The 13,392-nt window shown below is 70.6% G+C and carries 11 protein-coding genes; all 11 read right to left on the bottom strand.

Annotated elements, in window-relative coordinates; genetic code table 11:
* Positions 1–10: 10 nt before the first annotated feature.
* Complete coding sequence (locus tag IE308_RS21325; protein WP_110628149.1) at positions 11–1,990, bottom strand: TIGR03960 family B12-binding radical SAM protein; 1,980 nt, start codon at positions 1,988–1,990, stop codon at positions 11–13.
* Between the two features lie 92 nt (positions 1,991–2,082).
* Complete coding sequence (locus tag IE308_RS21320) at positions 2,083–3,603, bottom strand: CYTH and CHAD domain-containing protein (RefSeq protein ID WP_190219153.1); 1,521 nt, start codon at positions 3,601–3,603, stop codon at positions 2,083–2,085.
* A 103-nt stretch (positions 3,604–3,706) separates the two neighbouring features.
* Entirely contained in the window at positions 3,707–4,045 is a 339-nt protein-coding gene (locus tag IE308_RS21315; RefSeq protein WP_190219152.1) for a nuclear transport factor 2 family protein, read from the bottom strand.
* 28 nt (positions 4,046–4,073) lie between these two features.
* Positions 4,074–5,270, bottom strand: coding sequence for a rod shape-determining protein RodA (rodA, locus tag IE308_RS21310; RefSeq protein WP_190219151.1), 1,197 nt, complete (start codon positions 5,268–5,270; stop codon positions 4,074–4,076).
* Positions 5,267–7,531 (bottom strand): penicillin-binding protein 2, encoded by a 2,265-nt coding sequence (gene mrdA / locus IE308_RS21305; protein WP_190219150.1) that lies wholly within the window; start codon positions 7,529–7,531, stop codon positions 5,267–5,269. The genes rodA and mrdA overlap by 4 nt, the downstream gene beginning before the upstream one ends.
* 167 nt (positions 7,532–7,698) lie before the next feature.
* Positions 7,699–8,370 (bottom strand): rod shape-determining protein MreD, encoded by a 672-nt coding sequence (gene mreD / locus IE308_RS21300; protein WP_110628154.1) that lies wholly within the window; start codon positions 8,368–8,370, stop codon positions 7,699–7,701.
* 15 nt (positions 8,371–8,385) lie between these two features.
* Entirely contained in the window at positions 8,386–9,450 is a 1,065-nt protein-coding gene (gene mreC / locus IE308_RS21295) for a rod shape-determining protein MreC (protein ID WP_190219149.1), read from the bottom strand.
* A 158-nt stretch (positions 9,451–9,608) separates the two neighbouring features.
* Positions 9,609–10,628 carry a rod shape-determining protein gene (locus tag IE308_RS21290; protein ID WP_110628156.1) on the bottom strand — a complete coding sequence of 340 codons (1,020 nt, stop codon included), beginning with the start codon at positions 10,626–10,628 and terminating at the stop codon, positions 9,609–9,611.
* A 313-nt stretch (positions 10,629–10,941) separates the two neighbouring features.
* On the bottom strand, positions 10,942–11,355 hold the full coding sequence (gene ndk / locus IE308_RS21285) for a nucleoside-diphosphate kinase (RefSeq protein WP_110628157.1): 414 nt from the start codon (positions 11,353–11,355) through the stop codon (positions 10,942–10,944).
* Between the two features lie 65 nt (positions 11,356–11,420).
* Positions 11,421–11,798 carry a DUF4233 domain-containing protein gene (locus IE308_RS21280; protein ID WP_190219148.1) on the bottom strand — a complete coding sequence of 126 codons (378 nt, stop codon included), beginning with the start codon at positions 11,796–11,798 and terminating at the stop codon, positions 11,421–11,423.
* Between the two features lie 8 nt (positions 11,799–11,806).
* Entirely contained in the window at positions 11,807–13,318 is a 1,512-nt protein-coding gene (gene folC, locus IE308_RS21275; RefSeq protein WP_190219147.1) for a bifunctional tetrahydrofolate synthase/dihydrofolate synthase, read from the bottom strand.
* Between the last annotated feature and the right edge of the window lie 74 nt (positions 13,319–13,392).

Raw genomic sequence — 13,392 nt, 5'->3', positions numbered from 1 at the left:
GGTGTACCCGTCAGTGGCTGTGACCCTGGGCCGCGGGTGTCGGGGCCGCGTTCTTCACCGTCAGGGGCAGGAGCTTCTTGCCCGTCGGGCCGATCTGGATCTGGGTGTCCATCGCCGGGCACACGCCACAGTCGAAGCACGGGGTCCAGCGGCAGTCCTCGACCTCCGTCTCGTCGAGGGCGTCCTGCCAGTCCTCCCACAGCCAGTCCTTGTCGAGGCCGGAGTCGAGGTGGTCCCAGGGCAGGACCTCCTCGTAGGTGCGCTCGCGGGTGGTGTACCAGTCGACGTCGACGCCGTACGGCGCCAGCGCCTTCTCGGCGCAGTTCATCCAGCGGTCGTACGAGAAGTGCTCGCGCCAGCCGTCGAAGCGGCCGCCGTCCTCGTAGACCGCGCGGATCACGGCGCCGATGCGGCGGTCGCCGCGGGAGAGCAGGCCCTCGACGATGCCGGGCTTGCCGTCGTGGTAGCGGAAGCCGATCGAGCGGCCGTACTTCTTGTCGCCGCGGATCTTGTCGCGGAGCTTCGCCAGGCGCTCGTCCGTCTCCTCGGCCGAGAGCTGCGGCGCCCACTGGAAGGGCGTGTGCGGCTTGGGGACGAAGCCGCCGATGGAGACCGTGCAGCGGATGTCGTTGGAGCCGGAGACCTCGCGGCCCTTCTGGATCACGCGGGTCGCCATGTCGGCGATCTGGAGGACGTCCTCGTCGGTCTCGGTGGGCAGGCCGCACATGAAGTACAGCTTCACCTGGCGCCAGCCGTTGCCGTAGGCCGTCGCGACCGTGCGGATCAGGTCCTCCTCCGAGACCATCTTGTTGATGACCTTGCGCATGCGCTCGGAGCCGCCCTCGGGGGCGAAGGTCAGACCGGAGCGGCGGCCGTTGCGGGTCAGCTCGTTCGCCAGGTCGACGTTGAAGGCGTCCACGCGGGTGGAGGGCAGGGACAGGCCGATCTTGTCTTCCTCGTAGCGGTCGGCGAGGCCCTTGGCGATGTCGCCGATCTCCGAGTGGTCCGCGGAGGACAGGGACAGGAGGCCGACCTCCTCGAAGCCCGTCGCCTTCAGGCCCTTCTCGACCATGTCGCCGATGCCGGTGATGGAGCGCTCGCGCACCGGGCGGGTGATCATGCCGGCCTGGCAGAAGCGGCAGCCGCGGGTGCAGCCGCGGAAGATCTCCACCGACATCCGCTCGTGCACGGTCTCGGCGAGCGGGACGAGGGGCTGCTTCGGGTAGGGCCACTCGTCCAGGTCCATGACGGTGTGCTTGGACACCCGCCACGGCACGCCCGAACGGTTCGGTACGACCCGGCTGATCCGGCCGTCCGGCAGGTACTCCACGTCGTAGAAGCGCGGGATGTACACCCCGCCCGTCTTCGCCAGGCGCAGCAGCACCTCCTCGCGGCCGCCGGGGCGGCCCTCCGCCTTCCACTCGCGGATGATCTTCGTCATGTCGAGGACGGCCTGCTCGCCGTCGCCGATGACGGCCGCGTCGATGAAGTCGGCGATCGGCTCCGGGTTGAACGCGGCGTGCCCGCCGGCCAGGACGATCGGGTCGTCCAGGCCGCGGTCCTTCGCCTCCAGCGGGATGCCGGCGAGGTCCAGGGCGGTGAGCATGTTGGTGTAGCCCAGCTCGGTGGAGAAGCTGAGGCCGAGCACGTCGAAGGCCTTCACCGGGCGGTGGCTGTCGACGGTGAACTGCGGGACGCCGTGCTCCCGCATCAGCGCCTCCAGGTCCGGCCACACGCTGTAGGTGCGCTCGGCGAGGACGCCCTCCTGCTCGTTGAGCACCTCGTAGAGGATCATGACGCCCTGGTTGGGCAGACCGACCTCGTACGCGTCCGGGTACATCAGCGCCCAGCGGACGTCGCAGGACTCCCACGGCTTGACCGTGGAGTTGAGCTCTCCGCCGACGTACTGGATCGGCTTCTGCACGTGCGGGAGCAGAGCTTCGAGCTGCGGAAACACAGACTCGGCGGCCGCGGGCGTTTCGGCAGGCATCTCGACGAACCTTCGTGAGCTGACAGGGGTGACCATCTAGCGTAACCCGGTCGAAGCACCGCCCCGTACGTCCGGCCGGACGCCCGCGGCTCTCACAGGGCGGTCGCGCGCGCGATCGACGCCCACAGCTTCGGCAGGGCGTCCTCCGCCCGTTCCGCCCGGCGTTCCTCCCTGCCGTACAGCAGCCCGTAGGTGAAGGCGCTCTCGCCCGCCGCGTGGGCCTGGTCGGCCAGGTCGCGCAGGGTGTCGCGGGCCATGACGCTGTCCTGGTGGTCGCCGAGCAGGCCTTGCAGGGACTTCAGCGCACGGGCCAGGTACTCGGCCCGCTTCCCCACGGCGGGGGCGGCGGCCTCGGCCGCGTACCGGGTGCGCTTGGCCTTCTTGCGGGCCTCGTGCAGAACGCCGTCGCGCTCCTGGCCGGGCGGCAGGTCGAGGGCCTGCCCGACGAGAGCCGACAGCTTCTTGAAGTCCTTGCGTACGGCCTTGGCGATCACCTTCCCGGGTTTGCGGGCGGCGGCCGGCCGCAGGGGCGGGTCGGCGAGCAGCGCGTCCAGGGCGTCGAGCAGGGCGAGGTACCGATCGCTGTCCAGAGCGGCGAGGACACCGTGGCGGGTGCCGGCGCGGGCGGAGCGGTCCCAGGTGTCCAGGCGGGTGCCGACGGGGCCGACCACCAGGCTGTCGGGGAGGTCGGCGACCGCGGCGGTGAGGCGTTCGGTGAGGACCTCACGGTCGCGGTCGGCGCCCAGCTCGCCCGCGAGCCACTTCAGCTCCGCGCGGAGCGGGTCGGTGACCGTGCGGTCGAGGACCTTGGCACTGCTGCGCAGGACGCCGCGCAGGCGTCGGGTGGCGACGCGCAGGTCGTGCACGGCGTCGGGCAGGTCCCGCCGTACGGCCGGGTCGAAGGCGACGACGGCGTCCCGCTGGGTGCGCAGGTACGCCAGCACGTGGTCCCCGGCGGTCACCGGCGGCCCGGCCGACCGCTGCCCGTGCTTCTCCCCCGGCGCCGCCTCCGCCGCGGGCGCCGTCTCCTGCAGCGCACGGGCGAGCTTGGACGCGGACGCGGAGGGCCGTACGCCGGCCTTGCGCAGCCGCTTCTCCACGCGGTCCAGGAAGGCGGGGTCGCCGCCTTCGGCCAGCTCGATCTCGATCTCGCTCCACTCGGCGCGGCCGCCCTCGCCGGTGAGCCGTTCGGCTCGGACGGCGTCCACGCTCGCCTCGGCGAGCAGCCCGCCGTCCGCGTCGAGCAGGTGGCACACCGCGCGCCGGGAGCGCAGCCGGACCAGGGGCACCAGCTCGGCGCCCCGGACCCGGGAGCGGACGAGGGCGGCGAGGTCGGCGGGGACGCCCTCGCTCAGGGGTGCCCGGATCTCGTCGCGTACGCCGGGGGCGACCGGGAACTTCAGGTGCCAGCCGGCGTCCGAGCCGCCGGTGCGGCAGCGCAGGGTGATCGAGGCCTCGGCGAGGCGTCGGTCGACGGTGTCGTAGTAGGTGGCGTCCAGGTCGGAGATGCCCTCGTCGCGTACGGTCGCGATCCCGGCGGCACCGGTCAGGTCGGGCAGCCCGCCGTCGCCCGCCTCGTACTTGCGCTCGATCTCGCGTTGCGTGTGCGCCATGCGCCGAATCTAACGGCAGCGGCCCGGCCGCGGCAGCGCCGGCCGTCCTCCGAGAGTCCGCCGGAGTCCGCCGAGCGGCACGGATCGCGCTCCGTGCGCGGGGTCAGACCCGTCCGCCGAAGAAGACCTGCACCTCGCGGATGAGCCCGTCCCGCACGGTGATCGCCTCCATGTTGCGGTACCGGCCGCCCGTCGTCAGTTCGTACTCGTACAGCACCAGGACCAGCTCGTCGTCGGCCGGCATGACGTGCAGCAGCCGCTGCTGAACGAACCGGTCGGCGGTCGGGAAGCAACGCTCGAAGAAGTCCGCCTTGCCGATGTGGTCGTCGTTCGGGCTGGTGAAGGTGAAGTCGTCGGCGTACAGGGGGAGGGCGGCATCGCGGTCCTGCCCCCAGTAGGCACGGAACGCCGCCTCCACGACCTCGGTAGCAGTCCCCGGCATGATGCCTCCTCAGGTCGGATTCCCGGGGTCACGCGGACATCGGCCGCTGCACTCTGATCGACTGCAGCAGTCCCACCGCCATCCACACCGCGAACATCGACGAGCCGCCGTAGGACACGAACGGCAGCGGCAGACCGGTGACCGGCATGATGCCGAGGGTCATCCCGATGTTCTCGAACGACTGGAACGCGAACCAGGCGACGATGCCCGCGGCGACGATCGTGCCGTACAGCTCGGTGGAGTCGCGGGCGATGCGGCAGGCGCGCCACAGCACCACGCCGAGCAGGAAGATGATCAGCCCCGCGCCGACGAAGCCCAGTTCCTCGCCGGCGACGGTGAAGACGAAGTCCGTCTGCTGCTCGGGCACGAACTGGCCCGTGGTCTGCGAGCCGTGGAACAGGCCCGCGCCCATCAGGCCGCCGGAGCCGATCGCGATACGGGCCTGGTTGGTGTTGTAGCCGACGCCCGCCGGGTCCAGGTCGGGGTTGGCGAACGCGGCGAACCGGTTGAGCTGGTACTCGTCCAGGATGTGCAGCTGCCAGATGGCGAGGCAGCCGACCGCGCCGGCGACCAGCAGACCGAAGACCCAGCGGTTGGAGGCGCCGGAGGCGAGCAGCACGCCGAGGACGATGGCGACCATGGCCAGCATGGAGCCGAGGTCGGGCATGAGCAGCAGGATCAGGCAGGGCACGGCGGCCAGGCCCAGGGACTGGGCGACGGTCCGGTGGTCGGGGTAGAGCTTGTCACCGGCGTCCACCCGTGCGGCCAGCATCATGGCCATGCCCAGGATGATCGTGACCTTGAGGAACTCGGCGGGCTGGATGGAGAAGCCGCCGATGACGAGCCAGTTGCGCTGGCCGTTGATCGTGGCGCCGAGCGGTGTGAGCACCACCAGCGCCAGCAGCACGGACAGCCCGTAGAGAACCGGCACGATGTTGCGCAGGGCGCGGTGGCCGAGGCAGAGCGTGCCGATCATCAGGGCGACCCCGATGCCGAGGTTCATCAGGTGCCGCAGCAGGAAGAAGTACGGGTCGCCCTGGTTCAGCTCGGTGCGGTTGCGGGTCGCCGAGTACACCAGCAGCGAGCCCATCAGGGACAGGGCCAGGGAGGCCAGCAGGATCGGCCAGTCCAGCCGCCGGGTGAGCGAGTCACGGGCGAAGAGCCTGGTCCAGCCGGCCCGCTCGGGTCCGTACCCGGAGACGGAGAAGCTGTTCACACCGGTCATCGGGGCGTCCTCCGGCTTCCCCGCCTGCGCGGTCGCCTGCGGGTGTCGCGGTTGCCCGCGGTGGGCGTGGGCGTGGTGGCGCCGGGCTGCGTCCCGTCGGGCGACGCGGTCGCGCCGTCCTCGGCCGCCTTCTGCATCTCCAGCAGGTCCTTCGCGGGGTCCTTGGAGATCTTCGGGGAGGCGACGGTGCCGTCCGGGCGGACCTTGGGCAGGCCCTTCTGCGGCGTGGGCAGCAGCGCCTTCCTGGTGTCGATGGAGCCGTCGGGCTGCACGCCGTACATCGCGCTGTAGATGTTGCGCACGGCCTCACCGGAGGCTCCGGAACCCGTACCGGCCTGGGCGATCGTCATGATCACCGTGTAGTCCTTGGAGTACGTGGCGAGCCAGGACGTGGTCTGCTTGCCGTAGACCTCCGCCGTACCGGTCTTGGCATGCAGCTCGATCTGGTCCTGCGGCCAGCCCTGGAACTTCCAGGCCGCCGTACCGCGGGTGACCACGCCGGCCAGGGCCTCGTCCATGCCCTTGAGGGTGGCCTGGCTGATCGGCAGCCTGCCGGTGACCTTCGGCTTGATCTCGGTGATGTGCTTGCCGTCGGCGCTGATGACCGCCTTGCCGACGGTCGGCGCGTGCATCGTGCCGCCGTTGGCGAGGGCGCCGTAGATCACGGCCTCCTGGATCGGCGTGACGAGGGTGTCGCCCTGGCCGATGGAGTAGTTGATCTCGTCACCGGCGCGCATCTTGTTGCCTTCGAGGCAGTTCTCGTAGGCGATCTTCTCGACGTAGTCGCCGTCCTTCTTGCCCGTGCGGCACCAGGCGTCCTTGTTCGCCTTCCAGTAGTCCTCCTTCCACTGGCGGTCGGGAACCCGGCCGGTGACCTCGTTGGGCAGGTCGACGCCGGTCTCCCTGCCGAGGCCGAACTGGTGGGCCGCCTTGAAGAAGAAGTCCTTGGGCTGGCCCTTCTTCGGGTTGATGCCGCCGTCCTTCTTCCACTCGTTGTGCGCGAGGCCGTAGAAGACGGTGTCGCAGGAGACCTCCAGGGCCCGGCCGAGCGGGATCGGGCCGAAGCTCTCGCCCTCGAAGTTGTTGAAGACCTGGCCGCCGACCGAGTAGGAGCTGGTGCAGGGGTACCGGCCGTCGAAGTCGTACCCGGCTTCCACCGCGGCGGCCGTGGAGACCACCTTGAACGTCGAACCGGGCGCCGCCTGACCCTGTATGGCCCTGTTGAGCAGCGGGTAGTCGGAATCCTTGCCGGTCAGCTTGGCGTAGTCCTTGGCGGAGATGCCGCCCACCCACACGTTCGGGTCGTAGGTCGGGGCGGAGGCCATCGCGACGATGCGGCCGGTCCTGGCCTCCATCACCACGACCGCGCCGGAGTCGGCCTTGTAGTTGGTGCCGGTGATCTTGTCGAACTGCTCGCGGGCCTTCTTCATGGCCTGGTTCAGCTCGTACTCCGCGACGCGCTGCACGCGGGCGTCGATGCTGGTGACGAGGTTGGCGCCGGGCTGGGCCGGGTCGGCCTCGGCCTGGCCGATGACCCGTCCGAGGTTGTCCACCTCGTAGCGGGTGACGCCGGCCTTGCCGCGCAGCTGCTTGTCGTACTGCCGCTCCAGGCCGGAGCGGCCGACCTGGTCGGAGCGCAGGTAGGGCGAGTCGGTGTCCTTGGCCTGCTGGATCTCCTCGTCGGTGACCGGGGAGAGGTAGCCGAGAACCTGGGCGGTGTTGGACTTGCCCGGGCTCGCGTAGCGGCGCACGGCCTCCGGCTCGGCGGTGATGCCGGGGAAGTCCTCGGAGCGCTCGCGGATCTGCAGGGCCTGCTTGGGGGTGGCCTCGTCGGTGATGGGGATCGGCTGGTACGGCGAGCCGTTCCAGCAGGGCTGGGGGGTCTCCGCGTCGCACAGGCGGACCTTCAGCATGACCTCCTTCGGGTCCATGCCGAGGACGCCCGCGAGCTTGGTGAGGACCGCCTTGCCGTCGTCCTTCTGCTTCAGCAGGTCGGTGCGGGAGGCGGAGACCACGAGCCGCGTCTCGTTGTCCGCGAGGGGTACGCCCCGCGCGTCCAGGATCGAGCCGCGCACGGCGGGCTCGACGACCTGCTGGACGTGGTTGCCGGACGCCTCCTTGGCGTACTCCGCGCCCTCGCGGATCTGGAGGTACCACAGGCGCCCGCCGAGGGTACCGAGGAGGGAGAGGACGAGGATCTGGATGACGACGAGCCGGATCTGGACGCGTGGCGTCCGGCCGGTCTCCGGGATGTTGGTCACTGCGGCTGCCTCCCCCTTTCAGTGCGCGGACGGCGGTGCGGACTCAGGTGCGCGGCGGTGTCGTGAGCGTTCGAGTCGTGAACGTCCGGGCCGCGCGGCCCGGTTCCGCGCCCGCTCACCCGTTCCGGTGAACTTCCGCGGGCCCACCACCACTTGAAGGACCGCTGTCACAGCCGCTTCACCCCCTTGATGCGCCCGGCACGGGCGCTGCGCGCGCGGGCCACCTTCACCCGCAGCCCGCCGCGCTGCCCGCCGATCTTCAGGCCGGTGCCGCCCGACACCCACCCGGAGGAGATGTCCGCGGCCTTGGCGGAGGAGTTCGTCTCGGCCAGCGGGTCGTTGTCCGCGCGCCGGGCCAGCGCCATGATCCCGGGGACCACGAAGGGCGCGAGCAGCAGGTCGTACAGGGCGGCCGTGAACAGCAGGCTGGGCAGGCCGACATGGCGGGCGGCGGTGTCGCCGACGAGGGCGCCGACCCCGGCGTACAGCAGGGTGGAGCCGATCGCGGCGGCGACCACCGTGACCATGGGCCCGGTGGCCGACCTGACCTGGCCGGTCTCCGGCTTGATCAGCCCGGCGAGGTAGCCGATGACACACAGCACGAGCGCGTAGCGGCCGGCCGCGTGGTCGGCGGGCGGGGCCAGGTCGGCGAGGAGTCCGGCGCCGAAGCCGATGAGGGCGCCGCCGACGTGGCCGTAGACCATGGCCAGGCCGAGAACGGTGAGCAGCAGCAGGTCGGGGACGGCGCCGGGCAGATGGAGGCGGGCGAGGACGCTCACCTGGACCACCAGGGCGACGACGACCAGGGCCGTGGAGAGCAGGATCCGGTTGACACGCATGGAAGAAGTCAGCTCCTACTGCAGCTCTTGCTGGCCGTCTTGCTGCTGGTCGCCGCCGCTGGGCGGCTGGGTCGCACCGGGCTGCACGCCCTGGACGGACGGGTCGTTCTGCCCCTGCTGCTGTCCGTCCGCCGACTGGTCGCCCTGCTGCTGTCCGTCGGCCGGCGCGGTCGCGCCCGGCGTGACCGTGACGGTGACCGTGGGCGTCGGGGTCGGCCTGGGCTTGGGCGGGAGGACGGTGTCGCGCGGGTCCTTCTTCGGCGCCTCGACGACGACACCGACGAGGTCGAGCTTGGTGAAGGCGACGTACGGCGTGACGTAGAGCGTGCGGGTGAGGTCGCCGCCGGAGGGGTCGACGCGGGAGACGACACCGACCGGGACGCCGGGCACGAACGGCTTGTCGGCCTGCGAGCCGAAGGTGACCAGCCGGTCGCCCTTCTTGACGTCGGCCTTGCCGTTCAGCAGTTCCACGCGCAGCGGACGGTCGCCCTGCCCGGAGGCGAAGCCCAGCTCGTCGCTGCCCTCCATCCGGGTGCCGACGGTGAAGTCGGGGTCGTTGGCCAGGAGCACGGTGGAGGTGTTCGGGCCGACGGTGGTGACGCGGCCGACGAGCCCGTCGCCGTTGAGGACGGTCATGTCGCGGGTGATGCCGTCGTTCGCGCCGATGTCGATGGTGATCGTCCAGGAGAAGCCCTGGGCCGCTCCTATGGCGATGACCTCGGCGCCCTTGATGCCGTACTGACCCTCACCGGCGATCTTCAGCATCTTGTCGAGCTGCTTGAGGCGGCTGCGGTTGCGGTCGTCGCTGCCGAGCTTCGCCTTGAGGGCCGCGTTCTCCTTCTCCAGCCGGGCGAGCCGGTCGTGCCGGTCGCCGGAGTCGCGGACCGCCTCGACGGCGTTGCCGACCGGGTTCACCGCCGACGACACGCCGTTCTCGATCGGACCGAAGACCGCTGCCGCGGCCTGCCGGGCACCGTCGACCGGGGAGTCCTCACCGCCGCGGATGTCCACCGTGATCAGCGCGAACGCGATGGCGATCAGCAGCACCAGGAGCAGCCGGCTCTCTCGTGTGTCCCTCACGTGCGGCGGCCGTGCCCTTCCTCATAGGAATTCGGGTCAAGGAATGCGACGGCCCCAGGACATCCCCCAGGGGCCTCGCTTTGGGAGCTTATGCCTCTATATCAACGATCCGCCGCACGAGAGGAGATCATCTCGTACGGCGGAACCGAAGAGTTACGTCATCTGCGCGGCGCGGCGTCCAGCACCTGCTGGAGCGCCTCGAACTCCTCGACGCACTTGCCGGAGCCGAGCGCCACGCTGTCCAGCGGGTCCTCCGCGATGTGGATCGGCATGCCGGTCTCCCGCCGCAGCCGCTCGTCCAGACCGCGCAGCAGCGCACCGCCGCCGGTCAGAACGATTCCGCGGTCCATGATGTCGCCGGACAGCTCCGGCGGACACTTGTCGAGCGTCGTCTTCACGGCGTCGACGATGGCGTTGACGGGCTCCTCGATCGCCTTGCGGACCTCCGCCGCGGAGATGACGACCGTCTTGGGCAGCCCGGAGACGAGGTCCCGGCCGCGGATTTCGGTGTGCTCGTCGGTGTCGAGGTCGTACGCCGAACCGATCGTGATCTTGATCTGTTCGGCCGTCCGCTCACCCAGCAGGAGCGAGTACTCCTTCTTGATGTGCTGGATGATCGCGTTGTCCAGCTCGTCGCCCGCGACGCGGATGGACTGGGCGGTGACGATGCCGCCGAGGGAGATGACCGCGACCTCCGTGGTGCCGCCGCCGATGTCCACCACCATGTTGCCCGTGGCCTCGTGGACCGGCAGGCCGGAGCCGATGGCCGCGGCCATGGGCTCCTCGATGATGTGCACCTGGCGGGCGCCGGCCTGGGTCGACGCCTCGATGACGGCACGGCGCTCCACCCCGGTGATACCGGAGGGCACGCACACGACGACACGCGGCCGGGCGAGATACCGCCGCTTGTGGATCTTCAGAATGAAGTAGCGGAGCATCCGCTCGGTGATCTCGAAGTCGGCGATCACGCCGTCCTTCAGCGGACGCACGGCAACGATGTTGCCGGGCGTGCGCCCGATCATCTTCTTCGCTTCGGCGCCCACCGCGAGAATGCCACCGGTGTTGGTGTTGATCGCGACGACGGACGGCTCGTTGAGTACGATCCCGCGACCCCTGACGTACACCAGCGTGTTGGCGGTCCCGAGGTCGACAGCCATGTCACGGCCGATGAACGACATTGAGTTCCCCATCAGGATTCGTCTGGCCTTCCCACGAGCTTTTGAGAGCTTTTCAGGTCGGCGAGGTGGGTGCTGTGACGTGCAGGCTTCCATCGTAGTGGCGCCTGCGCGAACACGGCGCGAGGGTCTCCGCCATTGTCAGCAGATGGCGGGCCCCCTCGCTTGTGGAGACGACCCATCGGGGGCACGCGTTCCCCCGATCGGCACCGCATATGCCAATGGGACGGCCGAAAACGTACGGCCGTCCCAGTGCCCGGATCCGGGCCGAGGTGACGGTGCCTCAGAAAAATTCCCGGAACCTTCGCGTGGCGTCTCAGGCGCGGCCCGGGAAGAAGATCTTCACCTCGCGCTCGGCGGACTCCTCGGAGTCGGAGGCGTGGATCAGGTTCTCGCGGACGATCACGCCGTAGTCCCCGCGGATCGAGCCGGGCGCGGCGGCGATCGGGTCGGTCGGGCCGGCCAGCTGGCGCACGCCCTCGATGACCCGCTCCCCCTCGACGATCATCGCGACGACCGGGCCGGACGACATGAACTGCACCAGCGGCTCGTAGAAGGGCTTGCCCTTGTGCTCGCCGTAGTGCTGCTCCAGCGTGTCCTGGTCCAGCGAGCGCAGCTCCAGCGCGGTGATCTGCCAGCCGGCCTTGCGCTCGATACGGCTGATGATCTCGCCGGTCAGGCCGCGACGGACGGCGTCGGGCTTGAGGAGGACGAGGGTGCGCTGGCTCACGGGAGGACTCCTTCTTACTGCCGGTGTGCGGTGGGACGAGGTTACAGGGCGTGTCGTGCCCGCTGTCACACAGCGTCAGGTGTAGAGGAGCCGCCGCCGGACGGGGCGGCGGCGCTCTGCGCGGCGAATCTCGCCTTCGCCTCGTCGACCTTCCGCCCGAAGTGCACCGACGCCCACCACAGCGCCGCGAACACCACGCCCATGAAGAACATCAGCGGCACGAAGAACCCGGACGCGACCAGCGCGATCTGCAGCGCCCAGCCGAGCGCGACACCGCCCGGCCGGGTGACCATGCCGCACAGCAGCAGGCACAGCAGCATCGCGATGCCGCTGACCGTCCACACCGTGGTCGTGGACAGGTCGGGGTCCTTCATCGCGACCAGCGCGGCGAACCCGATGAGGAAGAACTCGCCGATCAGCGTCGAGGAACAGAGCGTACGCACGGGTGACCTCAGCCCTTCCCGAGGAGCAGGCGGGCCTCGCCCACCGTGATGACGGAGCCGGTGACGAGCACGCCGCCGCCCGCGAACTCGCCCTCCTCCTCCGCGAGGGTGATCGCGGCCTCCAGCGCGTCCGGCAGCCGCGGCTCGACCTGGACGCGGTCCTCGCCGAACACCTCGACGGCGATCGCGGCCAGCTCGTCGGCGTCCATCGCGCGGTGGCTGGAGTTCTGTGTGACGACGACCTCGGCGAAGACCGGCTCGAAGGCCTCCAGCAGACCCCGCACGTTCTTGTCGCCGCTCGCGCCCACCACGCCGACGAGCCGGCTGAACTGGAACGCCTCCCCGATCGCCTCGGCCGTCACCCGCGCGCCCGCCGGGTTGTGCGCGGCGTCCAGCACGACGGTCGGCGAGCGGCGTACGACCTCCAGACGGCCCGGCGAGGAGACGGCCGCGAACGCCTTGCGGACCGTGTCGATGTCCAGGGGCTCGGCGCGCTGGGCGCCCACGCCGAAGAACGCCTCGACGGCGGCGAGTGCCACGGCCGCGTTGTGCGCCTGGTGGGCGCCGTGCAGCGGCAGGTACACCTCGGTGTACTCGCCGCCGAGGCCGCGCAGCGTGAGCATCTGCCCGCCGACGGCGACCTGCCGGGCGACGACACCGAACTCCAGGCCCTCGCGGGCCACCGTGGCGTCGACCTCGACGGCCTTCTTCAGCAGCACCTGGGCGGCGTCCACCGGCTGCTGCGCCAGGATGACGGTCGCGTCCTGCTTGATGATCCCGGACTTCTCGCCGGCGATCGCGGCGGTCGTGTCCCCGAGCCGGTCGGTGTGGTCCAGGTCGATGGGGGTCACCACGGCGACATCCCCGTCGATGACGTTGGTGGCGTCCCAGGAGCCGCCCATGCCGACCTCGACGACGGCCACGTCGACGGGCGCGTCGGCGAACGCCGCGTACGCCATGCCGGTGAGCACCTCGAAGAACGACAGGCGGTACTCCTGCGCGGAGTCGACCATCTCCACGTACGGCTGGATGTCGCGGTACGTCTCGATGAACCGCTCCGCCGAGACCGGCGCGCCGTCCAGGCTGATCCGCTCGGTGATCGACTGCACGTGCGGGCTCGTGTACCGCCCGGTGCGCAGCTCGAAGGCGCCGAGGAGGGCCTCGATCATGCGGGCGGTGGACGTCTTGCCGTTCGTGCCCGTGATGTGGATCGACGGGTACGACCGCTGCGGCTCGCCCAGGACGTCCATGAGCGCGGCGATCCGGGCGACGGAGGGCTCCAGCTTGGTCTCGCCCCAGCGGGTGGCCAGCTCGGCCTCGACCTCGCGCAGCGCCTTGTCGACCTCGGGGTCCTCGGGGCGGCCGGGCACGTCGGCCTCGGGCGGGCCGCCCTGGGTGCGCAGGGTGCGGCTGCCGGCCTCGATGACGGCGAGGTCGGGGTCGCGGGTGGTCTCCGCTTCGATGATCTCGTCGAAGGAGTCGAGGGGGTCGGGCTGGTCGTTGCCGGGGATGTCGCTCACGGAGCCCAGTCTACGGAGCGGCGGTGACAGACACGGCCGAAGGCCCCCGGAGCTGCCACAGCTCCGGGGGCCTT

This window comes from Streptomyces griseosporeus, assembly GCF_014656055.1.
Taxonomy (GTDB): Bacteria; Actinomycetota; Actinomycetes; order Streptomycetales; family Streptomycetaceae; genus Streptomyces; species Streptomyces griseosporeus.
Note: the sequence above shows the minus strand (reverse complement) of the source record. Positions and strands in the feature narration are given on the sequence as shown.